The sequence below is a fragment of the Duganella rivi genome (assembly GCF_009857435.1).
GTDB classification, from domain to species: Bacteria; Pseudomonadota; Gammaproteobacteria; order Burkholderiales; family Burkholderiaceae_D; genus Rugamonas; species Rugamonas rivi.
Map to the genome: position 1 here is coordinate 875,241 of NZ_WWCK01000002.1, position 21,278 is coordinate 896,518.

At 61.2% G+C, this 21,278-nt stretch carries 26 protein-coding genes; 9 read left to right on the forward strand and 17 right to left on the reverse strand.

Going from position 1 to position 21,278, the window contains the following annotated elements; translation table 11 throughout:
- Position 1: 1 nt before the first annotated feature.
- From ssuC to GTP45_RS08520, 4 genes are all read left to right on the forward strand, one after another.
- Complete coding sequence (gene ssuC, locus GTP45_RS08505; RefSeq protein ID WP_161013403.1) at positions 2-769, forward strand: aliphatic sulfonate ABC transporter permease SsuC; 768 nt, start codon at positions 2-4, stop codon at positions 767-769.
- Between the two features lie 9 nt (positions 770-778).
- A complete protein-coding gene (locus GTP45_RS08510; protein ID WP_161013404.1) occupies positions 779-1,603 on the forward strand; it encodes an ATP-binding cassette domain-containing protein in 825 nt (274 codons plus the stop codon).
- Positions 1,604-1,811: 208 nt separating this feature from the next.
- A complete protein-coding gene (locus tag GTP45_RS08515) occupies positions 1,812-2,378 on the forward strand; it encodes a YceI family protein (RefSeq protein WP_161013405.1) in 567 nt (188 codons plus the stop codon).
- A gap of 85 nt (positions 2,379-2,463) precedes the next feature.
- A complete protein-coding gene (locus tag GTP45_RS08520; protein WP_161013406.1) occupies positions 2,464-4,230 on the forward strand; it encodes an amidohydrolase in 1,767 nt (588 codons plus the stop codon).
- Between the two features lie 72 nt (positions 4,231-4,302).
- On the opposite strand, the gene GTP45_RS08525 is transcribed toward GTP45_RS08520, so the two are convergent.
- Entirely contained in the window at positions 4,303-4,890 is a 588-nt protein-coding gene (locus GTP45_RS08525) for a chromate transporter (RefSeq protein ID WP_161013407.1), read from the reverse strand.
- Positions 4,887-5,465 carry a chromate transporter gene (locus GTP45_RS08530; RefSeq protein ID WP_161013408.1) on the reverse strand — a complete coding sequence of 193 codons (579 nt, stop codon included), beginning with the start codon at positions 5,463-5,465 and terminating at the stop codon, positions 4,887-4,889. The genes GTP45_RS08525 and GTP45_RS08530 overlap by 4 nt, the downstream gene beginning before the upstream one ends.
- A 133-nt stretch (positions 5,466-5,598) precedes the next feature.
- Between GTP45_RS08530 and GTP45_RS08535 the strand changes: the two genes are divergently transcribed.
- A complete protein-coding gene (locus GTP45_RS08535; RefSeq protein ID WP_229258378.1) occupies positions 5,599-5,790 on the forward strand; it encodes a hypothetical protein in 192 nt (63 codons plus the stop codon).
- 255 nt (positions 5,791-6,045) lie between these two features.
- Here GTP45_RS08535 and GTP45_RS08540 read toward each other — a convergent pair whose 3' ends face one another.
- From GTP45_RS08540 to GTP45_RS08555, 4 genes are all read right to left on the reverse strand, one after another.
- Complete coding sequence (locus GTP45_RS08540; protein ID WP_161013409.1) at positions 6,046-6,939, reverse strand: PAS domain-containing protein; 894 nt, start codon at positions 6,937-6,939, stop codon at positions 6,046-6,048.
- 128 nt (positions 6,940-7,067) lie between these two features.
- The gene (locus tag GTP45_RS08545) at positions 7,068-7,223 is read right to left on the reverse strand and encodes a hypothetical protein (RefSeq protein WP_161013410.1); all 156 of its coding nucleotides are present in this window, start codon (positions 7,221-7,223) and stop codon (positions 7,068-7,070) included.
- Positions 7,224-7,264: 41 nt separating this feature from the next.
- Entirely contained in the window at positions 7,265-7,627 is a 363-nt protein-coding gene (locus GTP45_RS08550) for a hypothetical protein (RefSeq protein ID WP_161013411.1), read from the reverse strand.
- 86 nt (positions 7,628-7,713) lie between these two features.
- Positions 7,714-8,085, reverse strand: coding sequence for a hypothetical protein (locus tag GTP45_RS08555; RefSeq protein ID WP_161013412.1), 372 nt, complete (start codon positions 8,083-8,085; stop codon positions 7,714-7,716).
- Between the two features lie 116 nt (positions 8,086-8,201).
- Between GTP45_RS08555 and GTP45_RS08560 the strand changes: the two genes are divergently transcribed.
- On the forward strand, positions 8,202-8,888 hold the full coding sequence (locus GTP45_RS08560; RefSeq protein ID WP_161013413.1) for a hydrolase: 687 nt from the start codon (positions 8,202-8,204) through the stop codon (positions 8,886-8,888).
- Here the strand turns inward: GTP45_RS08560 and GTP45_RS08565 are convergent, their stop codons facing one another.
- The 4 genes from GTP45_RS08565 to GTP45_RS08580 all read right to left on the reverse strand — a co-directional run bounded on the left by GTP45_RS08565 (position 8,889) and on the right by GTP45_RS08580 (position 11,231).
- On the reverse strand, positions 8,889-9,512 hold the full coding sequence (locus GTP45_RS08565; protein WP_161013414.1) for a response regulator: 624 nt from the start codon (positions 9,510-9,512) through the stop codon (positions 8,889-8,891).
- Positions 9,491-10,210 carry a sensor histidine kinase gene (locus GTP45_RS08570; protein WP_161013415.1) on the reverse strand — a complete coding sequence of 240 codons (720 nt, stop codon included), beginning with the start codon at positions 10,208-10,210 and terminating at the stop codon, positions 9,491-9,493. The genes GTP45_RS08565 and GTP45_RS08570 overlap by 22 nt, the downstream gene beginning before the upstream one ends.
- Positions 10,211-10,315: 105 nt before the next feature.
- Positions 10,316-10,486 (reverse strand): hypothetical protein, encoded by a 171-nt coding sequence (locus GTP45_RS08575; RefSeq protein WP_161013416.1) that lies wholly within the window; start codon positions 10,484-10,486, stop codon positions 10,316-10,318.
- Between the two features lie 121 nt (positions 10,487-10,607).
- A complete protein-coding gene (locus tag GTP45_RS08580) occupies positions 10,608-11,231 on the reverse strand; it encodes a response regulator (RefSeq protein WP_161013417.1) in 624 nt (207 codons plus the stop codon).
- Positions 11,232-11,531: 300 nt separating this feature from the next.
- Here GTP45_RS08580 and GTP45_RS08585 point away from each other — a divergent pair, with 300 nt between their 5' ends.
- A complete protein-coding gene (locus GTP45_RS08585) occupies positions 11,532-11,966 on the forward strand; it encodes a hypothetical protein (RefSeq protein ID WP_161013418.1) in 435 nt (144 codons plus the stop codon).
- Between the two features lie 196 nt (positions 11,967-12,162).
- Here the strand turns inward: GTP45_RS08585 and GTP45_RS08590 are convergent, their stop codons facing one another.
- The 4 genes from GTP45_RS08590 to GTP45_RS08605 are packed head-to-tail and all read right to left on the reverse strand — an operon-like array spanning position 12,163 to position 14,227.
- Entirely contained in the window at positions 12,163-12,804 is a 642-nt protein-coding gene (locus GTP45_RS08590; protein ID WP_166454553.1) for a phosphohydrolase, read from the reverse strand.
- A gap of 8 nt (positions 12,805-12,812) precedes the next feature.
- Positions 12,813-13,364: a GNAT family N-acetyltransferase gene (locus GTP45_RS08595; protein ID WP_161013419.1), complete on the reverse strand. Its 552-nt coding sequence runs from the start codon at positions 13,362-13,364 to the stop codon at positions 12,813-12,815.
- Entirely contained in the window at positions 13,361-13,951 is a 591-nt protein-coding gene (locus GTP45_RS08600) for a helix-turn-helix domain-containing protein (protein WP_161013420.1), read from the reverse strand. Before GTP45_RS08600 ends, GTP45_RS08595 begins: the two co-directional genes overlap by 4 nt.
- Before the next feature lie 42 nt (positions 13,952-13,993).
- Positions 13,994-14,227: a hypothetical protein gene (locus GTP45_RS08605; protein ID WP_161013421.1), complete on the reverse strand. Its 234-nt coding sequence runs from the start codon at positions 14,225-14,227 to the stop codon at positions 13,994-13,996.
- 147 nt (positions 14,228-14,374) lie between these two features.
- Between GTP45_RS08605 and GTP45_RS08610 the strand changes: the two genes are divergently transcribed.
- Positions 14,375-15,445 carry a flavodoxin family protein gene (locus tag GTP45_RS08610; protein WP_161013487.1) on the forward strand — a complete coding sequence of 357 codons (1,071 nt, stop codon included), beginning with the start codon at positions 14,375-14,377 and terminating at the stop codon, positions 15,443-15,445.
- Here the strand turns inward: GTP45_RS08610 and GTP45_RS08615 are convergent.
- The gene (locus GTP45_RS08615) at positions 15,423-16,808 is read right to left on the reverse strand and encodes an MFS transporter (protein WP_161013422.1); all 1,386 of its coding nucleotides are present in this window, start codon (positions 16,806-16,808) and stop codon (positions 15,423-15,425) included. The two genes, GTP45_RS08610 and GTP45_RS08615, sit on opposite strands and share 23 nt — an antisense overlap.
- A 60-nt stretch (positions 16,809-16,868) precedes the next feature.
- Positions 16,869-19,688, reverse strand: coding sequence for a hybrid sensor histidine kinase/response regulator (locus GTP45_RS08620; protein WP_229258379.1), 2,820 nt, complete (start codon positions 19,686-19,688; stop codon positions 16,869-16,871).
- Between the two features lie 102 nt (positions 19,689-19,790).
- Between GTP45_RS08620 and GTP45_RS08625 the strand changes: the two genes are divergently transcribed.
- Positions 19,791-20,420, forward strand: a complete 630-nt coding sequence (locus GTP45_RS08625; RefSeq protein WP_161013423.1) for a LysE family translocator — start codon at positions 19,791-19,793, stop codon at positions 20,418-20,420.
- Between the two features lie 133 nt (positions 20,421-20,553).
- Here GTP45_RS08625 and GTP45_RS08630 read toward each other — a convergent pair whose 3' ends face one another.
- Positions 20,554-21,246 (reverse strand): YceI family protein, encoded by a 693-nt coding sequence (locus tag GTP45_RS08630; RefSeq protein WP_161013424.1) that lies wholly within the window; start codon positions 21,244-21,246, stop codon positions 20,554-20,556.
- Positions 21,247-21,278: the final 32 nt, after the last annotated feature.

A 21,278-nucleotide genomic window follows, 5' to 3' on the forward strand; every position in this document is an offset into this window, starting at 1 on the left:
GATGAGTGATCCAAAGCGCCAAAGCGCGTGGACGCCGTGGGTGCTGCCGGTGCTGCTGATCGCTGTGTGGCAGGTGTCGTCGCAACTGGGCTGGCTGTCCAGCCGCATCTTGCCGGAACCGTGGGCGGTGGCAAAAGCCTTCTGGGCACTGGCCGTCTCCGGCGAATTGTGGACGCATTTGCGTACCAGTTTGTGGCGCGCGGCCAGCGGCTTTGCCATCGGTGCGGGCCTCGGTCTGCTGCTTGGCCTGTTGACCGGCAGCTTCCGCCGCGCTGAAACGCTGCTCGACACCACGCTGCAAATGATCCGCAACATCCCGGCGCTGGCGCTGATTCCGCTGGTGATCCTGTGGTTCGGCATCGACGAAACGGCCAAGTTGTTCTTGCTGGCGGTCGGCGTGTTCTTCCCGGTGTACCTGAATACTTTCCACGGCATCCGCTCGGCCGATCAGGGATTGATCGAGATGGCGCGCAGTTATGGCTTGTCCGGCTGGCCGCTGTACCGCGACGTGATCCTGCCAGCGGCGCTGCCGTCGATTCTGGTCGGCGTGCGCTTTTCGCTGGGCCTCGTGTGGGTGCTGCTGATTGTGGCTGAGACGATTTCGGCGCAAGCGGGCATCGGCTACATGACCATGAATGCGCGCGAGTTCCTGCAAACCGACGTGGTGCTGGTGGGGATTCTGCTCTACGCCTTGCTGGGCAAGGCCGCTGATTTGGTATCGCGTGGGTTGGAGAAGCACTTCCTGCGCTGGAATCCCGCATACCGTTAAGGAGATCGCATGTTTATATCCCACGCTTTATTTGATAGCGGCGCGCTGCCACGCGAAAGCGCGACGTGGACTTCGGCGCCAACGCCGCCGGCCAAGCGGCAGGGCGTGTCGCTGGAGCTGGACAAGGTAAGCAAATCGTTCGGCAAGCGTCAGGTACTGAGCGACGTGCAGCTGGAACTGCATCCGGGCGAATTCGTCGCCGTGGTGGGCCGCAGCGGTTGCGGCAAAAGCACGCTGCTGCGCGCGATTGCCGGTTTGGAGAGCACCGATCAAGGCAGCATCGCCATCGGTAAGGGCGCGCTGGTGGCCAGCATCCGCATCATGTTTCAGGAAGCGCGGCTGCTGCCGTGGAAGTCGGTGCTGGATAACGTGGCGATAGGTTTGCCGCGCTCCTTGAATGCAGCGGCGGCGACGCTGGCGACAGTCGGCCTGGCGGAACGCGCGAATGATTGGCCGTCGGAGCTGTCCGGCGGTCAGCGCCAGCGCGTAGCATTGGCGCGCGCCTTGCTGCACGAGCCGCAGTTGCTGCTGCTGGACGAGCCACTGGGCGCGCTCGATGCGCTGACGCGGATCGAAATGCAGCAGCTGATCGAATCACTGTGGCAGGCGCGCGGCTTCACCGCCGTGCTGGTGACGCACGACGTGCAAGAAGCGCTGGCCCTGGCCGACCGCGTGGTGCTGATCGAAGACGGCCGCATCACGCTCGACCTCAAAGTCGACCTGCCACGTCCGCGCGCGCGCGGCAACGCCGCCTTCGCCGCATTGGAGCAACGCCTGCTCAGCCGCATCCTCCACCAAACCCCCGTCACCTCGGCCGTCGCGGCCGCAGCATAATAGTTAGACGGCTTACCCTGCTGGGTAAGCCGTCTACACGCCTTAAGACAGATACCGTTTGCTTATCGTTCCGTTATGATAACGGCTCGGTCGCATGATCGATTTTATCGATAGTAAAGCGGTAAATTTTTCGTTTTACAACTTTAGATGTCGCGAGCATAATCGTCCTTACTCGAACAATCTTGTTCACCACATTAGGAGTTTCTAAATGAAAAAAATCGTTGCCCTGCTGATCGCCGCTGGTGTTTCCCTGTCCGCATTTGCTGCTCCTGAGAGCTTCACCTCGGACGCTAACCACACCTTCTCGAGCTTCAGCTACAGCCACTTCGGCTACTCGACCCAGCAAAGCCGCTTCAACAACACCACCGCCAAGGTCACCATCGACCGCGCAGCCAAGACCGGTTCGGTAGAAGCGACCATCGATGCTAAATCGGTAGACACCGGCTCGAAACTGTTCGACGGCCACATCCAGGGCGAAGATTTCCTCGACACCGCTAAATTCCCAACCATCACCTACAAGTCGACCAAAGTGACTTTCAAAGGTGACGTTCCTGCCACCGTCGAAGGCAACCTGACCATCAAAGGCGTGACCAAGCCAGTGACCCTGACCATCACCCACTTCCAGTGCATGGATCACCCAATGATGAAGAAACTGGCTTGCGGCGCCAACGCGACCACCACCATCAAGCGTAGCGAATTCAACGCCGGCAAATACGCTCCGCACGTGGGCGACGACGTGACCCTGAGCTTCGCTATCGAAGCCCTGAAAGACTAATACCGGGAACTGAGCTCGCCTCAATTCTCTGACGCCGCCGGCGCTGTACCTCACGGCGCCGGCTTTTTATTTTTTGGGAGTAGTTATGAAATTGACGCAGCTCGCTTTCGCGGCGGCCATCGCCTGTGCGGCTTCCGCACACGCCGCCGGCACCGATCTGATTATCACTAACGGCAAGGTTGCCACCATGACCAAAGAGGGCGCGTTTGCGCAAGCCCTCGCCATCAAGGACGGCAAGATTGAAGCCGTGGGCAGCAACGCCCAGATCCTGAAACTCAAAACCTCCACCACCCAAGTCATCGACGCCGCCGGCAAGACCGTGATCCCCGGCCTCAACGACTCGCACCTGCACATCATCCGCGAAGGCCTGAACTATAACGCCGAGCTGCGCTGGGATGGCGTGACGTCGCTCAAGCAAGCCTTGCAGATGCTGAAGGAACAGGCGGCGCGCACGCCGGACGGCGCCTGGGTCAAAGTGGTGGGCGGCTGGAATGAATACCAGTTTGAAGAAAAGCGTTTGCCGACGCTGGAAGAAATCAATGAGGCAGTGCCGGACAAGCCGGTATTCCTGCTGTACCTGTACGGCCTCGGCTTCCTGAACAAGAAGGGCATCGAAACGCTGGGCTACAACGCCGACACCAAATTCAAGGACGGCGTGGTCGAGCTGGGCGCGGACGGCAAGCCGACCGGCAAGCTGATCGCCAAGCCGAACGCCATGATTCTGTACACCACGCTGGCCAAGACCGGCGCGCTGCCGCGCGATCAGCAGCTGAATTCGACCCAGCAGTACTACACCGAACTCAATCGCCTCGGCCTGACCAGCGCGATCGACGCGGGCGGCGGCGGCCAAGCCTACCCGGACGATTACGCCGTCAGCCTGGAGCTGGCCAAGAGCGGCAAGCTGACGGTGCGCACCTCCTACTACCTGTTCGCGCAAAAGCCGGGCAAGGAACTGGAAGACTATCAGCGCTGGCTGACGCTCACCAAGCCGGACAAGAACGACCACCTGTTCTACGCCAACGGCTACAACACCGAGGGCGGCGGCGAGAACCTGGTGTGGTCGGCGGCCGACTTTGAAAACTTCCTCGAACCGCGTCCCGACATGCCGGCTCACATGGAAAGCGAGCTGGAGCCGGTGCTGCGCCTGCTGATCAAAAACCGCTGGCCGTTCCGTATCCACGCCACCTACGGCGAGAGCATCGACCGCGATCTGGCGGTGATCGAGAAGGTCAACCAGGACACGCCGCTGAACGGCCTGCGCTGGTTCTTCGACCATGCCGAGACCATCAGCGACAAGCAGCTGGCGCGCGTGAAAGCGCTGGGTGGCGGCATTGCGGTGCAGGATCGCATGTACTTCCAGGGCGAGCTGTATTGGAAGCAGTACGGCGCACAGACCCGCCAAATGCCGCCGATTCAAAAGATGCTGGCGATGAAAATCCCGGTCGGTTTGGGTACCGATGGCACGCGGGTGTCGAGCTATGGCCCGTGGCCGTCGATCTACTGGGCGGTGACCGGCAAGACGGCCGGCGGCCTGAAGATCTGGCAGGACAAGGATGTGCTGAGCCGCTATCAAGCGCTGAAGCTGATGACGCAAGGCAGCGCGTGGATGAGCGGTGAGGAGAAACTGAAAGGCACGCTGGCCAAAGGCCAGTATGCCGACGTGGTGATCCTGCCGCAGGACTACTTCAGCATGGACGTCGAGAAGATCAAAAACCTCGAAGCCAGCCTCACCATCGTCAACGGCAAAGTGGTCTATGCCGCGCCGGAGTACCAGCAGTACGCGCCGGCCAAGCTCGGGGTAGAGCCGGACTGGAGCCCGGTAAAATACTACGGTGGGTACCAGAACAAATAAAACCCGGCAACCGGCGGCGGCCCGGGGTCAGACCCCGTACGGGGTCTGACCCCTCCGGCTTGAGGGGTAAGCCTACGCCGGCAAAAACCACCCAATGGCGGCACCCGCAGCCAGCAGCCATAGCAAATGAATGCGGGTGCGCCAGATCAGCAGGCCGGCCACGGCGGACACCAGCCACAGCGGCCAATCCGTCGCCGGATTGCCGTTGGCAGTGGCGAGGATCACGCCCACCGCCACCATCAATCCCACCACCACCGGCGCCAGCCCTTGCTTGAACGCCCGCACGCTGAGCAGCTCGCGGTTCTGATGGCCCCAGCGCGCCGCCAGATACGTCAGCGTGGTACTCGGAATCAAAATCCCCAGCATGGTCACCGCCACACCGGCAAACGCCATTGTGTAGCTGCCTGCGTTCAAACCCACATTCCAGCCCATCAGGGCCACGAACAGCACGTTGGGGCCCGGCGCCGCCTGGGCGATGGCAATCGCGTTGTTGAACTGCGCCTGCGTCAGCCAGTGATGTTCCACCACCAGGTAGCGGTGCATCTCGGTCGAAGTCGAAATCGCGCCGCCGATCGACATCAGCGACAGCAGCATGTAGTGCCCAAACAAACTCAGCCAGTCGGCCGCAGTGAGCACGATGTGAATCGGCGCCTCGTTCATGCCGACGCTCCCTTCAGCTTGCGATAAGTGAGGGTGTAGCCCAATCCTCCCAAGATCAGCAGCGTGTAGGCCAGCGGCAGTTGCAGCACCAGCACAAAGCCCACGCACACCAGCGCGATCAAGCCGGTCTGCCAGCGCGGCAGCCGATGCGAGCGCAAGGCCGAGGCCAGCTTGAGACCGGTCGCCGCGATCATGCCTGCCGTTACCGCCGCCATGCCGCGCAGCGCGCCGGCCACGCCGGGGTGGCTGCCATACTGCGCGTACAGCAAGGCCAGGCACAGCACCACCACCAGCGGCAGGCAGAGCATGCCCGCCAGGGCCGCCAGCGCGCCGCGCAGGCCAAAGTAGCGGCCCCCGATCATCAGCGACAAATTGACCACGTTCGGCCCGGGCATGATTTGCGCGACCGCCCAATCTTCAATGAACTCTTCCGGGGTCAGCCACTTCTTGCGCTCCACCATTTCGCGCTGCACGACCGCCAGCACGCCGCCAAAACCTTGCAAGGCCAGTACGGTAAACGAGACGAATAAATCGAGCAGGGAAGTGGGGCGGGGGCGATCAATATCGGGCGTCATACCGCATTATAGAACGGCAAAAAATTTAATTGCGGAATGATAGGAAGCTGCCATTGACTTTGCGCGAGCGTCGGCCATACTCCTTTAGCGCATCACCGATCGGGCGGCAGCCCCTAACTTCTCACCAAGGATCATGATGAACGTTTCATTCGTCCAGCAGCGCCAGGATCTGGCCAGCAGTGCAGTAATCGAACGTGGCATCACGGTGCAGAACAGCTTTAACACCGTCTGCGCCATTGAATACTTGAAATCGCACAACGTTAATCCGAAAGTCATCGAACGGGTCTTATTGCACCCCGATCAGCGCCGAAAAGCCGTGCATTGATATGCGTCTCCAGCGTTTACTTATGCACACATCATGTTGGCAAGAATTTTTTTGAAAAGTTTTCTTGTTACAAACCGTGAAAATCTAAGTTGTTGATTTTAAAGGGTAATGTTTTTGCCTTTTGGATGGGCAGTTTGTTGAAAACCGCGCCGTTACAGGCCGTATTCGTTGTCAATGGGGGTCTATCCACATAGATATCCACAGCAATTGTGGATATCCGAAAAAACGCTTATGGATCCGTCACTTAAGCGAAACTTAAAGCGGTTTTTTCAGCGCCTGCAATACGCTGCCGACCAGCACGGTACCGCCGTCGTCGCTACTGACAGTCACGCGCAGGCGCACTTCCTGGCCGTCGCGCCGCCAGGTGCTGATGACGTCCGTCCAGGCTTCGCCGTCGCGCAGCGCTTGCAGTGCGTCGGCTAGCTGGTCTGGCGGGTAGGGCGTCGGATGCAGCAGGCGCGGGTCGGCGCCGATCAATTCGTCGCGGCTGAACTGGTACACCGCGCACAGCTTGTCGTTGACGGTGGCAATGCGGCCGCGTTCGTCGAGCGTGGCAATCACGGCGTGCTGATCAACCGCGCCCAGCAAGCGGCGTGCTTCGTCCAGCTCGGCTTGCAGCGAGGCCGTGTGGCGGTGCGCTTCCTCCAGGCCGGCGTAGGCGCGCAGTGAGGAAATCACGGTGGTGAACAGCTTGCGCGTGGTCAGGTCGGTCTTGCACCAGAAATCGTTGATGTCGTAATCGAGGATGATGCTGTGCTCGAGCGCCTGCCCCGGCTGACCGGTGCGCAGCACGATGCGCACCAGGTGATTGTGCAGCTGGTCGCGGATCTGGCGCGCCACGTGCAGGCCGGCGTCGCTGGTTTCCATGATGACGTCCAGCAGCACCAGCGCGATGTCGGGCGTGTTGCGCAGCACGTTGAGCGCTTCCTCGCCGCTGTAGGCGTGCAGGAAGCTGAGCCGGCGCCCCTGGAAGCAAGCGTTACTGAGGGAGAATTTGGTCACCACGTGCACATCGACGTCGTCGTCGACGATCAACACGCGCCATGGCGGCGGCGCGCCGGCTGCGGCGGCATTGCCCGGGCGCGGCTGGCCGGCGGGCGCTGCTTCGTCTTCTATCATCCAATCGGTATCGTCGTCGTTCTGATTCATGCATCCATTCCCAGGTAAGTCGAACAGGCCGATCTCCAGAGTGACACTATTCCTCGCCAGCACTTTTGTCAAAGAATTCGCAGTGTGGCGCAGCAACGGTGTCGTACTTCGTACTTATGCACATTAAATTATTTTTCAAGAAGCGCAAAAGCCGCCGGGTGGCGACTTTTTGCATTTTCTAAGTAATTGATTTTAAACAGTAAAAAATCTGCCTGTGGATTGAGCAATTTATTGTTTCGCCCGTCGTTACAGGCGTTCTCGGCTGTCAAGAGGCGCTTATTCACACCCTTATCCACAGTTGGTGTGGATATCTGGAAAAACCACTTTAGATACGCCGACTTATCCCTTTTTGCTGAGAAAACACATGCGCAGCCTGTTTTATGTCTTGCGAGAGATGGCGGCTGGTCAGAATCAGGAATACCACCAGCGCATGCAGCGCCAGGGCGAAGGTCACTGCCGTGTTGGCTTGCGCCCCGGCCAGCGCCGGATAGGCCAGCAAAGCCAGCGCCGGCGACAAGCCGTAGCGGTCGGATTTTAACAGCTGTTTGGCATCGAGCTTGGCCCACGCGACGATGCCGGCGCCGAACAGGATCCAGCCGGCGGTCGGATATTGGAGGCTGCCCAGCACGAAGGCAGCCAGCAGGGCCATGGTGCTGACGGGCAGCGGCAGGTTGTGTAGACGTTTCATGATGTGCTCTCGGTATGCGATGGAGTCAGCTTACCGACAGCACGATCATTGGTAAAATTTATTGTTTCTATTAAATTGATAGGTTTTTATATATTAGCCAGCAGCTTGCGCACCGCGCCGTGCGCCATCACCAGTTCCGGGCCGTCGTGCAGCAGGGCGTTGTACTTGGCGCGGAATTCCTGATCGCCTTCTTCGCAGGGGCCGATCAGCATTTCCAGCGACTGGCGGAAGGCCTTGGCCTCGGCCGGCGTGACCGGTTCTTTATCGTCCAGCCGTTCATCGATTTGCGTCATCAGGCCGGATAGCTTTTGCAGCCAGGCGAAATGCGGATGGTTGGTGATCAGTTGCAAATGCTCAAGCGGGCTGCCGACGTTGCCGAAGTATTGGCTCTCAAGGTGGATCAGCTGCTTGTGCAGGTCGCGCAAGCCGCGCGCCAGTTGGTGGAGTTGTGTATTCATAGTGAGGCCATGTTAGCAGAGGCAGGGTGAGTGGAAAGCCTACATTTAGATGAGTAGTTTTTCAAGCGCGCGCCCCCTAAGATGGAGTTTCCTTTTACACCCAATGGAACCCCATCATGAGCAATCCTAAATTAGAAGTCCTGACCCCGCAGAACAGCCAGCTGATCTTCATCGATCACCAGCCGCAAATGGCGTTCGGCGTGCAGTCGATCGACCGTCAGGTGTTGAAGAACAATACCGTGGGTCTGGCCAAGGCCGCCAAGGTATTCGGCATTCCAACCACCATCACCACCGTCGAAACCGAAGCCTTCTCGGGCCACACCTATCCAGAGCTGCTGGACGTGTTCCCGGGCAAGGACATCCTCGAACGTTCGTCGATGAACTCGTGGGACGACCAAAAAGTGCGCGATGCGCTGAAAGCCAACGGCAAGAAAAAAGTCATCGTGGCCGGCCTGTGGACTGAAGTCTGCAACACCACCTTCGCCCTGTGCGCGATGCTGGAAGGCGACTACGAAATCTACATGGTGGCCGACGCGTCGGGCGGCACCTCGAAAGAAGCCCACGACTACGCCATGCAGCGCATGATCCAGGCCGGCGTGGTGCCGGTGACCTGGCAGCAAGTGCTGCTGGAATGGCAGCGCGACTGGGCCCACCGCGACTCCTACGATGCCGTGATGGCCATCGTGCGCGAACACTCGGGCGCCTACGGCATGGGCGTGGACTACGCCTACACCATGGTGCATAAAGCGCCGGAACGCACCACCAGCACCCACAAAGTGCTGCCGCCAGTGCCAGCGAAGTAATTAAAACACGCTGAGCAAGCCGCGCCGGGCCGCTACTGTAGCGGCCTCGGTGCGGCTTGCTACATTCAGCTTGGCGAGAATGTTATTGACGTGGAATTTGACGGTGCCAACTTCAATGTCGGCGCTGCGCGCGATCATCTTGTTGCTCTTGCCGGTAGCCAGATGGGCGAGGATTTCCAGCTCGCGCCGCGACAGCGGATTGCCGGCCTTGCGCTCGGCCAGCTTGCTGGCGACGGCGGCCGGTAGGTATTGCTGGCCGCTGGCCACAGTGCGCAGGCAGTCGACCAGTTGCTCGCAGGCGCCGTCTTTCAGCAGATAGGCCTTGGCGCCGGCCGTCAAGCCGCGGTAGACGTCTTCATCGCCTTGATGGGTGGTGAGGATGACGATGCTGGCATCGGGATCTTCGGCGCGGATGCGTTCAATGGCGTCCACGCCGTTCAAGCGCGGCATGCCGAGATCCATGATGGCTACGTCGGGGCGGTGCAGGCGGTATTGCTCGACCGCCTGCACGCCGTCGGTGGCTTGCGCCACCAGCCGGAATTCCGGCATGGCGCCGAGCAGCGCACTCAAGCCGGCCAGTATCAGGGGGTGATCATCCGCGATCAGGATCGAGATGGGGTCCATGGGGTGTACTCCTTGAAGCTGAGGTGAAAAGCGGTGCCGGCCTGGTCGCTGGTGTGCCACAGGCTGCCGCCGTGGGCTTGTGCGATGCTGCGGCACAGCGTCAAGCCCATGCCGGTGCCGCCGTGCTTGGTGGTGAACAGCGGCTGGTAAATGCGCTCGGCCAGCGCCGGCGCGATGCCGGCGCCGTTGTCGCGCACGCTGATGCACAGCGCACCGTTCACCAGCGCGGTTTGCAGCGCCAGCGTGCGGGCGCGGGCCTCGATCGCATTGAGCACGAGATTAATCACCACCTGCATCAGCTGCACGCGGTCGGCATCCAATTGGTAGTGATCGAGTCCGTAGTGCTCGGTGAGGGTGATGCCTTGCCGGCGCAGCTCGCCGCGCAGCAATTGCACGGCTTCGCGCACGGCGTCGTCGATGAAGAACAGACTGCGCTGCGGCGCTGCGCGGCTGGTCATGGCTTGCAGGCTGCGCACCATGTCGCCGGCCGCCACGCTGGCTTGCAGCACAACTTGCAGTGCGGCACGCGCCTCGGCGATGCGCGGCGGGTCTTGTTCCAGCCATTTCAGGCTGGCTTCGGCGTTGAGCTTGACGGCCGCCAGCGGCTGTTTGACCTCATGCGCGATCGACGCGGCAAATTCGCCCAGCGCGTTAATGCGCGCCGGACGCAGGTCAGGGGAGGGCTTGGTGCTGGCCATGCTGCAATCCACGATGGTGTTAGGTCAACACGCATGATGCAGCATCGGCCCGCCGCCGAAAATCCGGCATAGTTGCAAGCGCCGGATTACCCTATCGGGTTAGTCTTAGCTGCAGCGCTTTTTCCCCAGGCGGCTGCCGGTCGATGGTTCATCGGTGGAGCAGGCCGGGGCGGCGGCTGCGCTTTGATTCGCCGCTGCCGACGAGGTGGTTGGAACATCGGCGCAACCGGACAGTCCGCAGGCGATAAAGAGGGCAATGAATAGATACTTAGGCATGAAAGAAATCTCCGTTAATGAAGAGTTCAATAATGCAATACTGCTAAACATACCTAAAGTAAATATTTGTAAAAACGTGTCAAGCATCCCCCTTTATGGGGGGGGGATTCGGCCCGGTCTGTCAATTTAAGTGCACCAGCCCGCGCTTGGCGGCCACCATGGCGGCCTCGGTGCGCGTGCAAACATTTAACTTGGACATAATGCTCTTGACGTGGAACTTGACCGTGCCGACCCCGATGCCGGCCGCGCGCGCGATCACCTTGTTGCTCATGCCGCTGGCAAGGTGGCCGAGGATGTCGCGCTCGCGCGGCGTCAGGTGATTGCCGTGGATGCGGCTGGCCAGCTTGAGCGCCAGCTCCGGCATCATGAACTTCTTGCCCTGCAGGACGGCCTGGATGCAGGTCATCAGGTCGGCCAGCGGGGCGTTTTTCAGCATGTAGGCGTGGGCGCCGGCGCGCATGCTGCGGTCGGCGTCCTCCTCGCCGTCGTGGCCGCTGAGGATGATGACCTTGGCGTCCGGGTGATGGGCGCGGATGCGGCCCAGCGCTTCGACGCCGTCGCAATCGGGCAGGTTCAAGTCCAGCAGCAACAGGTCGGGCTGCAAGCGTTCGCACATCTCCACGGCTTGGCTGCCGTTGCTGGCTTGGCCCAGCAGCGTGAACTGGCCGTCGGACTCGATCAGCGCAGCCATGCCGGCGCGGATCAGCGGGTGGACATCGGCAATGACGACGGACGCGGTATTCATGGTCGGGCTCCTATGAAGGTTGATGAGACCATTCTCGTCAACCTTGCCCGCCGCGTATAGTTATACGAAGGTATAGGCGGTTAGGTCAGGGGGATTCCAAATGCCTCCGCTGTCTAAGATGATCTAATCGAATCTGTACGAGTCTAACGCGCTCTAGAACTGTATTCGGCAAGTCTAAAACGATCTCGGAAATCACGAAGAAAGTCTAATTCGGTCCTTTTTTAAGATGCGAAAGTCTAAAGCGAACCAAAGTTCGACCCAGTAGGTCTAAGTTTTAGACTGATTTGGAAAGGACTGATTATGGAAAGCGAAGAGAGGTACCTTATGTCGCTACCGTTCTCTGACGTGCTTGCTCTGAATATTCATCTAAAGGACACTCGGCCTGGCACCGAGCTTGATGCCTTCATAGCGGAGCTCGTTCGGCGCTGGTTGAGGATAGACAAGGAGCGACTGGCCATACGCAGGGACGGCCCTGCCATGCACGGTTTTCAATGGAAGAATCTTTTTCTACCGGAGGGAACTCATCTGCGCACTACCTATAATCAGATTGTGGAATTTGCCAAGGTTGAAGGCGATTACATTTTCTCTGATGATGGCGCGGCATTGACCCCCTCGCAATTTGCCAACCGTTATGCGCAAGGACGTAATGCATGGCGCTTTATTTGGCTACGTTTTCCTGGGAATGATTACTGGATACGTGCCAGCGATTGTAGACGGAGCATTAAACCGGTCTAAAAGTTCAGGCCAGGAGCAGATTTGCAGTCCGTTTTAGACTTTCGCTCCATACTAAGCGCCTGAATTAGACTTTTTGCTGATTTCTTTGGATCGACTTAGACTGGCACTTGCGATATTTCGACTCGATTAGTCCCGAATGGTGCGGATTGGACCGGATTAGATCATGTGGGGATTTTAACTACCGCATCCGGTGCAGCTAGGTGCTGAGCCGTTTAAGGCGTTCGAGCTCAGCGAGGAAGCGTTCGGCGGCGAGGGCGGGTGGCCAGGGCTCCCATGGTGTGCCGCCGTAGATGGCGTGCAGCGGATCGTCGCTCAGCGGCGGGACGGTGATCTTCAGTGTTTGCTGGACTTCTTGCGCTGACCAGCCGGCGACGTGCACGGCTTCGCTGGCGGCCGCGAGGCGGTCGGCTAGCTTGTGGGCGGCGTGTTCTTTGGCCGTCCAGCGCGGCAGGGCGTAACGCAGGAAGACCGCCGCCTCTAGCTTAACGGTCAGCGTTTTGAAGGCATCGCCCATGAAGGGCTTGAGCGGCGAGACGCAATCGAAGCCGAGCAGGCCTTCTTCGGCATCATGCAGTAGTTCACGCAGCGCGGAGATGGGCGATAGCTCTAAACCCATCGCTTCGCATGCTGCGGCGCGCACGTGCATCACAGTCAGCGAGTGCTGCGCCACCGATAGCGGCAAGGGCCACGCAGAATGTCCGCCCCAGCGATAGGTGCGCGCGAGGCCCAGCGCGAGGTCGCCGTCGTCCCAGTCAAACGGTGTGGGATCGAGCAGGTCTAGCCGCCGTCCTGACGGCATGCGCACCCATGCGCGCTGTTCTTGGTGTGATCGGGCCATGGCCCATTTTACACTTTAAGCTGCTTGTGCATGAACGTGGTGCCGCAGTAGGCGCCATCCGGCATCAGGGCGTAATTTGGCACGGTGCCCGCGATCTGCCAGCCGGCGCGTTGATACAGGCGCTCCGCATCGCCGCCAGTGACGGTGTCCAGTACCAGCACGGTCTTGCCTTCTTCGCGCGCGGCGTGGTCGACCGCCGCCATCAGCTCGGCGGCGACGCCACGGCGGCGGGCGTCGCGGTGCACCAGCATCTTGGCGATGTCGGCGCGGTGCGGCTGGTTGTCCGGCAGAGCAGTGATCAGTTGAACGGTGCCGATGATGCGGCCTTCGCTGGTTTCCGCTACCAGCAACACGCGTTCATGGCGCGCTGCGCCTTCCAGCACGCCGCGCCAGAAGGCTTGTGCCTTGGCGCGCGGCAGGGGCAGCATGAAGCTGACCGACGCGCCGCCTTCCACGCAATCGATTAAGACATCGGACAGCGCTTCGGCCAGTGGCGCTGCGTGTTCGCGCGCTTCGCCGGCGCTGATGCGGCGCACTGAAACGGCAGCGGATGTGCTCATGTGCTTCTCCTGCTGGTAGCTTGGATGTGGGTGGTCAGCGCAACCAAATAGCGTGCCTGATTGCGGGTGGGATTGTGGTAGACGATGTGACGATCGAGCCGCATGGCCAGCGTGTCGCCGGCCTCCAGCCGCCAGTGCTGCTCGCCGACGCTGATCTTCATCGCGCCTTCAATCATCCATACTTGCTGATGGATGTCGGCGTTGTGCGGCACGCTGTCGTAGGCGACGCGCTGGCCTGCGGGGAAGACCACGTCCACCAATTGCAGCGGCGACGGTGCGGCGGGCGACAGGCTGCGGCGCATGTAGCCGGAGCCGGGATCCGTCCATACCGGTTGATCGGCCACGCGCGCCACCGGTGACGGGGCGTCTTCCGGCGTGCCTTTGTCTTCGAATAATGCGGCCAGGGCCACGCCGAGCGCGCTGGCGAGTTTGTCGAGAACCGCGGCAGTGGGACTGCTCTCGCCGCGTTCAATCAGCGAAATATTGGAGCGGCTGACGCCGCTGCGCGCGGCCAAGGCGTCGAGCGACAAGCCTTGGTTGTCGCGCAGTTCCCGCACGCGGCGGGCGATAAGAAGATTGATGTCCATGGATTTCCATTTTACAGGAAATCCATGTCCAGTAAACTAGAATCAGCGTTTGCCGTCGGCCTTGTCGCCGCGTGCCCCGGCGGTGCGGTCGCGGTGAGTCACTGCTTTGGCGGTGGCGGCAGCGCTCTGTTGATTGGATGGCGTATCGTTGGCCCGGTCGCCGCTGGCGTGGTTGCCGCTTTGGGACATCCCTTCCGTATTGGGATCGTAGCCTTCGGATGGCATATTGGCGCCGGGTTTGAAGCCTTTTTCGCTGGGTTTATTGGGTTGGCTCATGATGTCTCTCCTTGTAGAAAACTGCATCCTAGGCCGCCTCGTCGGAAGCGTGGATAGGAGTACACGCCGTGGCCTTGTAGGAGAGTGTGTCAGCGCACGGAGCGGGGCTGGACGGTATGCCAAGCTGTAAGCTCAACGGAGACCATGATGACCGAGATCAGAAGAGGGCAGGCGCCCACGCCATTGAACCGCGAGGAGTTCGCGCTGCAGTTCATGCGCTCATTCGCCGATCCCGCGTTTGGCGCGGTAAAGGAGGCGCTGACACAGGTCGAGCAGGTCGCGTGGCAGAATTATGACGCAGGCCGCAAGGCGCCAGTAACGCAGAAGGCGGGCCCGCAGTTTGCCGATCCTGATTACGACTTGTCGGTGGAATGGAAGGCGACCCGCGACCGCCTGCTGGCGGCCGAACAGCGCCAGAAGGATCCGCAAACGCGCTCGCGGGTGCTGCTGATTAACGGCGCGGCGCGCAACGACGGCACCTGTCCCGGTGAGATCTCCAAGACTTACCGCATGAGTTTATGGGCGCAGCAGGTCTTGGCCAGCCTGGATATCGAAACCGATATGCTTGATCTCAGCCTGCTAGCTTCCAGCTATGACTTGCACATCCATCCCTGCAAAGGCTGCGTGTCCACCGCCATGCCCTTGTGCCACGGGCCGTGCAGCTGTTACCCGAATCACGGCGAGCGCCAGACCAATGACTGGATGGCGGAGATTAACGAGAAATGGGTGGCGGCCCACGGCATCATCATTTTGACGCCGACGTACTGGTATCAAGCGCCGTCCGTGCTAAAGCTGATGATCGACCGGCTGGTCTGTGCGGACGGCGGCAATCCCGATCCCACCAGCACCCATGGCAAAAAGGCGGCAGAGGCCAAGGCGCTGGAACTGAAAGGCTGGGACTATCCCAAGCACCTGGCGGGACGCGCTTATGGATTGGTGGTGCATGGCGATGTCGCCGGCATCGAGAGCCTGCGCCGCAATCTGGCCGATTGGCTGAACTGGATGGGTTTAATCGATGCCGGCCAGCAGTCGGCATTGGATCGCTATGTCGGCTACTACCAGAGCTACGCCGAAAGTCACGAAGCGCTAGATCTTGACGAGAAGTTCCAGCAGGAGGTGTGCAACGTGGCGCGCGCGGTGGCTGCCGCCGTCGGCCAGTTGCGCAGCGGCGCGCTGCGCAAGCCGGACGCCGCGCTTACTCCGGCGCGGAGGAAGTGACGGCCAGTCGCGCGAAGCTGGCGATGCTGGCGACGCCGGCAAATACCGCCGCCAGCACCAGCGCATACGCGGTGCCGCGCGTGGACGACAGTGTGAAGCAATAGGCTACCAGCGCCGCACCGGTGGCTTGTCCGATCAGGCGCGCTGTGGCGACGATGCCGCTGGCGCCGCCCGCGCGGTTCGGCGGCGCGCTGCCCATAATGGCCTTGAGATTCGGCGCCTGGAAGAAGCCGAAGCCGATGCCGCACCACGCCATGCGCCACGCGATGTCGAACGCCGACGGCTGCGCCGGCAGCATCAGCATCGCCACCAGGCCGGATGACAACAAGGCGAGGCCGATGCCGCCAAGCGCGCCCGGTGCATAGCGGTCGCTCAGGCGGCCCGCTATCGGCGCCATCACCGCCACCAGCACGGCCCATGGCGTCATCAGGAAGCCGGTTTCAATCGGCGAGCGGCCTAGCGTATGCTCGAAGTAGAACGGCAGCGAGACGAAGGCCAGGCCCTGTGCAGCAAAGGTGCATGCCGCCGTCAGCGCGGACAGCGCAAATAGCGGGCGCTTGAACAAGTCCACCGGCAGCATCGGCGCGGCGTGGCCGGACTGGCGGCGCAGCAGCAGTGCAAAGAAGATCGCCGTGGCGATCAGCTCCGGCAGCAGTTTATGCCAGCCTTCCTGATGCGCAGCGTCGCCAAAGGTGAGGATCAGCAGGCCGAAGGCGAACACGTTGAGCAGCGCAGTTGGCGCATCAATGGTATGAGTGGCGCGCGGCGAATGCGGCAAGGCGCGGCGCGCCAGCAGCACGGCGATCACGCCGAGCGGCACGTTGATGGCGAACAGCCAAGGCCAAGGCGCTACGGCCAATATCAGCGAGGCGGCGGTCGGGCCGACCGCAAACGCCACCGCCACCACCAGCGAATTCAAGCCGAAGCCTTGGCCGTGCAGCCGCGCCGGGAAGATGGTGCGCACCATGGCGGTGTTCACACCCATCATGGCCGCGCCGCCGATGCCCTGGAATAGCCGCGCAATCACCAGCGACGGCAGCGACCATGCCAGCGCACAGGCCAGCGAGGCGGCGGTGAAGATGGCCAGGCCGAAGATGCACACGCGCCGGTAGCCGATGACTTCACCGAGTGCCGCAAACGGCAGCAGCGTTGCCACCATGGCCAACTGGTAGACGTTGACGATCCAGACCGAGGCCGCAGGCGTGGTATTGAGTTGATCGGCAATTGCCGGCAGCGCCGTGTTGGCGATCGCCGTATCGAGCGACGCCATGCCGACGCCGATGGCAACCGACAGCATGGCAAGCCGCCGCGCATCGGGCGGCAGGCCGTCGCGCGCAGCCAGCGCGCTATCTGGAGTGTTCATGTGAGATCCGATGCAAGATGGAGCAAGTCCATTATTGTCGCGGAAAATGCGAAAGCTTGCTTAGGCCGTCGCCGCGCTGCGCAAATCGGCACAAGCCTTGTCAAGGGCTGCTTCCACGCCTGGTAGCATGTCGATAACTTCCTGCAGGTCGCCAGCCGTGGCGGCGGTTTCCATCGCATGGCACAGTGAATGCAGGTGGGTGGAGTTCAAGTAGCCCGCGCTGCCTTTCAAGGCATGGATGGCTGCCGCTGCGGCGCTGCTGTTACCGGCGACGACGGCCGCGCGCGCGGTCTCCAGGCGGCGCGGCGCTTCATCGAGGAAGGCCTGCGTGATGCGCTGCATATGTTTGTGCGACAGGCCGGCCAGCGGCATGATGTGCACTGTGTCCGGCGCTGCCGGCACTACGCCGAATTGCTGATCCAGCGCTTCAAGACGTTCGGCCGCCATGCGCGTGGCGTCGGTTGGGCGCAGCCGGCGGCCGCGGCTCAGGTGCTGGGCGATGACTTTTTCTATTTGATCGTACAACAGGCGCTCGTCCACCGGCTTGCTGAGGAAGCCGTCCATGCCGCCGGCCAGGTAGCGCGCCCGGTCATGGTCGCTGGCGTTGGCGGTCAGCGCGATGATGGGTATGCTCGGGTCGAGCACACGGTAATCTTCGCTGCCGCCTGCGCGGATCAGGTGCGCTGCCTGCTCGCCGTCCATCATTGGCATGCGGCCATCCATCAGCACCAGGTCATACGCTGCGGTGCTCAGCGCGTGCAGCGCTTGCAGGCCGTTTTCGACGATGCGGATGTCGTGGCCCATGCCTTCCAGCAGCGTGCTGACGATGATCTGGTTGGTGCGCACGTCCTCCGCGCACAGCACGCGCAAGCGATAGGCGTGATGTTCCTTGCGCGGCGAGGTCTCGGGGCTGATGGCCGGCGCCGTGCCCAGGTGCAGCGGCAGCGTGAAGCTGAAGGTGGAGCCGGCGCCGACGCGGCTCTCGGCCTTAATCGAGCCGCCCATCAGTTCCACCAGTTCCTTGCAGATGGCGAGACCGAGGCCGGTGCCGCCGTAGCGGCGTGTGGTCGAGTGGTCGGCCTGCTCGAATTTTTGGAACAGGCGCGGCAAGGTCTCGGCCGGGATACCGGGGCCGGTGTCGCTGATGTCGAAACTGACGCTGGTGCGGCCGTCGGCGGTTTGCAGCGCCGACGCGTCGAGCCGCACTTCGCCACGGTCGGTGAACTTGATGGCGTTGCCGAGCAGATTAAGCAGGATTTGCCGCAGGCGCGTTGGGTCGCCGCGCACATAGCGCGGCAGATCCAGCGCCAGGTCGCAGCGCAGCAGCAGGCTCTTGGCGTCGGCTTGCTGTTGCAGGATGCCGATGGCGTCGTCGATCAGCGCAATCAGGTCGAAGTCCACGGTTTCTATCGACAAGCGCCCGGCGTCGATCTTGGAAAAATCGAGTATGTCGTTCAGGATGGCTAGCAGCGATTCGCTGTTTTGCAGGCCTATGCGCAGATATTCCTCGGTGCGGCCGCGTACCGACTGGTCGCGCATCGCAAACTTGATCATGCCGATTACGCCGGCCAGCGGCGTGCGGATGTCGTGGCTCATGGCGGACAGGAAGTCGATGCGGTGGCGGCTGACGATTTCCGCGTGCTCCTTCGCTTGCGTCAATTCCGCCGTGCGTTCTTCCACGCGCTGCTCCAGCGTGTTGCGCAGCAGGCGAATCTGGTCGGCCAGCGCGAACGCCAGCAGCACGCCGTCCAGCGTGCCGCCCAATAAGGTGAACAGCTGCGCGTTGGTCACCACCGCCGGAATCAAGCCTACGTTGGCCGGCAAGATAAATAGGCCCGGCACCATCAGCGCCACGAAGCCCAGCACGAAGAAGCGCGCCGGGTAGTAGCCGCGCCGCCAGACCACGATGCCGCTGGTAAGCGCCATGACCATCCAGACCGTGATCACAATGGTAGCGATGGTGTGCGCGTAGCTCAGGGCGAGGAAGCAGCTCGGCAGCGTGACCAGCGGCAGCACGATGTTGATGCGGCTGAGCGCATACAGGCGCGGCGCGTTTTCCTTCAGGCGCAGGAAAGTGGTGTAGAACAGCGTACTCAGTACCGGCAGCAGGAAGAAGGGCACGTAGTGCCAGTGCAGGTTATGCCAGCCGAATAAATCGGCCGACAAGTGGAAGGTCATGCCCCAGGCAACCGCGTAGCACAGCACGTACAGCGAGTAGTACAGCGAGGAGCGGTCGCGCGTGATGGAGTAGATGAAGAAGTTGAACACCGTGAGCGCCAGCAGCGCGCCGATCGACCCGATAATCAGCACGTTCTCTTTCGCCACCAGTTGCTGGTAGGCGGGACGCGGCAGCACCGAAAACACCGGCGTGCGCGCGTAGTAGGGGCTGGAGAAGCGGATCAATACCTGGTAGCGCTGGCCCGGTTGCAGGTCGATGTCTTTACCGTAGTGCAGGAGGTAGGAGTGCGGCTGGCGATAGCCGGTCAGCATTTGGCGGATGCTGCCGTCCTCGCCGTAGATTTGAATATCGACCATGTCGATCAGGGTGTCATTCGGATCGATCACCCAATGCGGCTGGCGGCTGTCGTTGCGCAGTTCCGCGTACAGCCAATAGCTGCCGCCCAGAAGATTCACTTTGTCGGCGGGCTTGAGGCGTGCCAGCATGGAGGGCAGGCCGGAGGCATCGACTGGGTAAGGCTCGCCGCCGTCCGCGTACAGTCGGCCGGCTTTTGCCAGGTCGACGCTGGCGTCGGACAGGTTGACGGTTTGCGCGCGCGCCGTGCCGAATGACGCACACAGTGTGCAGACAGCCAGCAGCAGGAGCAGAGCATAGCGATGCAGGTGCGCGGTGAGGCTGTAGATCATGCTCGCTGTGCTCATTCGTATTCCGTGCGGCGGCTATTTATCAATGATGTTAAAAGCCATTTTAAACGAGAATTAACGATTTGGTATGATGAGGTTTTTGCGTCCAAGGAAACCATCTTGTTAATTTCGCCAGAACAGTTCATAGGATTTCTCAGCGCCGCGCTGCTGATTACGATCTCGCCCGGCCCGGACAACCTGATGGTGCTGAGCGTGGGCATGTCGCGCGGCCGCAAGCAGGGCATGATGTTCGGCCTGGGTTGCGCGTTGGGCTGCTTGAGCCACACCATCCTGGCCACGCTGGGCGTGGGTGCATTGATTAAAGCTTCGCCCATGGCGTTCAGCGCCTTGAAGGTACTGGGCGGCGCATATTTGATCTGGCTCGGCTTTGGCGCCTTGCGCAGCCGCGGCGGTGCGCGTGTTGAGGGCGCGGGCTTGCCTGATGAAAGTCTGACCAGGCTATTCACCAAGGGGCTTTTTGCCAATGCAATCAACCCGAAGGTGGTGCTGTTCTTCCTGTCTTTCCTGCCGCAGTTTGTAGTGGCCGAGCGCGGCGACGCCGGCTGGCAAACGGCGCAACTGGGCTTGCTGTTCACGATGCAGGCGGTTGTGCTGTTTGGTTTGCTCGGCTACTTCTCGGGCGCGGTCGGGGCGTGGATTAACCGCACGCCGAGCGCCGGCAAGTGGATGGATCGTGTGGCCGGTGCGATTTTCGTTGGCCTTGGCCTGCGCCTGATCGTCGCGCGTTAAAAAAAAGATTGTTCTGTCATCAGGGCGTCATGCGGGACTGAGATACTGTCTTTGCTCTTTCAAGTCTCTCCCGATTTGAAACCTTGTGCCCGCAGCGCTTACCAAGTGCTGCGGGCTTTTTTTGGCTTTATTTTTATTTGGTGCGCAAGTCGAAGCGCAGTTCCATCTGGTCTTGCACGGACATGGCGCCGGCCATGACGGAGAAGGGCGTGAGCCCGAAATCGGTTTGCTTCAAGTTGACCGTGCCTTTGACGGTGATGACGCCGTTCTCTTCGCGCAGTTCGACCGGAATCGCAAGCGTGCGCGTGACGCCGTGCAGGGTGATCGAGACTTGCAGCGGCTGGCCGTCGGCCACGCGCTCGGCGTGCACGTTCACGATGGGATAGCGCTCTGCGTCCAGTACCTTGGTCAACATATTGTGGCGTGTGCCTTCGATGGCGTCTGCCGACGGCTGTTTTTCGAGACCGGCGATTTGGCGCAGGTCTGCTTCATCGATTTTCATCTCATCGAGACGGAACGTGAAATCGGCGCGGTTTTGCGATGGCGAAACGCTGCCGGTGACCGTATGGCTAGCCACCACATGATCATGCCCGAGGCGCGCCAGTACGCCGCCGCGCCGCACCGTGGCGACGATCAGCGAGTTAGCGGTGTCGATGCGCAGCAGCGGGCCGGCGTTGTCTGCCTGCGGCGTTGGCACGGCCGGCGCTGCTGGTGGCGCAGGTGCCGCAGGGGCCGCAGGTGCTGTCACCGGTGCCGGCATTTGCGCGCACGCGCCCAGCAAATACAAGGCGCTCAGCGCTGTAATGATAATTTTTTTATGCGTCATTTGGCCGTCATATTATCCAATTATTATCGCTT

Bases quoted from the DNA above. Each gene is read 5' to 3' on its own strand.
- ssuC (WP_161013403.1), top strand. From the start codon at position 2: ATGAGTGATCCAAAGCGCCAAAGCGCGTGGACGCCGTGGGTGCTGCCG.
- GTP45_RS08510 (WP_161013404.1), top strand. From the start codon at position 779: ATGTTTATATCCCACGCTTTATTTGATAGCGGCGCGCTGCCACGCGAA.
- GTP45_RS08515 (WP_161013405.1), top strand. From the start codon at position 1,812: ATGAAAAAAATCGTTGCCCTGCTGATCGCCGCTGGTGTTTCCCTGTCC.
- GTP45_RS08520 (WP_161013406.1), top strand. From the start codon at position 2,464: ATGAAATTGACGCAGCTCGCTTTCGCGGCGGCCATCGCCTGTGCGGCT.
- GTP45_RS08525 (WP_161013407.1), bottom strand. From the start codon at position 4,890: ATGAACGAGGCGCCGATTCACATCGTGCTCACTGCGGCCGACTGGCTG.
- GTP45_RS08530 (WP_161013408.1), bottom strand. From the start codon at position 5,465: ATGACGCCCGATATTGATCGCCCCCGCCCCACTTCCCTGCTCGATTTA.
- GTP45_RS08535 (WP_229258378.1), top strand. From the start codon at position 5,599: ATGATGAACGTTTCATTCGTCCAGCAGCGCCAGGATCTGGCCAGCAGT.
- GTP45_RS08540 (WP_161013409.1), bottom strand. From the start codon at position 6,939: ATGAATCAGAACGACGACGATACCGATTGGATGATAGAAGACGAAGCA.
- GTP45_RS08550 (WP_161013411.1), bottom strand. From the start codon at position 7,627: ATGAAACGTCTACACAACCTGCCGCTGCCCGTCAGCACCATGGCCCTG.
- GTP45_RS08555 (WP_161013412.1), bottom strand. From the start codon at position 8,085: ATGAATACACAACTCCACCAACTGGCGCGCGGCTTGCGCGACCTGCAC.
- GTP45_RS08560 (WP_161013413.1), top strand. From the start codon at position 8,202: ATGAGCAATCCTAAATTAGAAGTCCTGACCCCGCAGAACAGCCAGCTG.
- GTP45_RS08565 (WP_161013414.1), bottom strand. From the start codon at position 9,512: ATGGACCCCATCTCGATCCTGATCGCGGATGATCACCCCCTGATACTG.
- GTP45_RS08570 (WP_161013415.1), bottom strand. From the start codon at position 10,210: ATGGCCAGCACCAAGCCCTCCCCTGACCTGCGTCCGGCGCGCATTAAC.
- GTP45_RS08575 (WP_161013416.1), bottom strand. From the start codon at position 10,486: ATGCCTAAGTATCTATTCATTGCCCTCTTTATCGCCTGCGGACTGTCC.
- GTP45_RS08580 (WP_161013417.1), bottom strand. From the start codon at position 11,231: ATGAATACCGCGTCCGTCGTCATTGCCGATGTCCACCCGCTGATCCGC.
- GTP45_RS08585 (WP_161013418.1), top strand. From the start codon at position 11,532: ATGGAAAGCGAAGAGAGGTACCTTATGTCGCTACCGTTCTCTGACGTG.
- GTP45_RS08590 (WP_166454553.1), bottom strand. From the start codon at position 12,804: ATGGCCCGATCACACCAAGAACAGCGCGCATGGGTGCGCATGCCGTCA.
- GTP45_RS08595 (WP_161013419.1), bottom strand. From the start codon at position 13,364: ATGAGCACATCCGCTGCCGTTTCAGTGCGCCGCATCAGCGCCGGCGAA.
- GTP45_RS08600 (WP_161013420.1), bottom strand. From the start codon at position 13,951: ATGGACATCAATCTTCTTATCGCCCGCCGCGTGCGGGAACTGCGCGAC.
- GTP45_RS08605 (WP_161013421.1), bottom strand. From the start codon at position 14,227: ATGAGCCAACCCAATAAACCCAGCGAAAAAGGCTTCAAACCCGGCGCC.
- GTP45_RS08610 (WP_161013487.1), top strand. From the start codon at position 14,375: ATGACCGAGATCAGAAGAGGGCAGGCGCCCACGCCATTGAACCGCGAG.
- GTP45_RS08615 (WP_161013422.1), bottom strand. From the start codon at position 16,808: ATGAACACTCCAGATAGCGCGCTGGCTGCGCGCGACGGCCTGCCGCCC.
- GTP45_RS08620 (WP_229258379.1), bottom strand. From the start codon at position 19,688: ATGAGCACAGCGAGCATGATCTACAGCCTCACCGCGCACCTGCATCGC.
- GTP45_RS08630 (WP_161013424.1), bottom strand. From the start codon at position 21,246: ATGACGCATAAAAAAATTATCATTACAGCGCTGAGCGCCTTGTATTTG.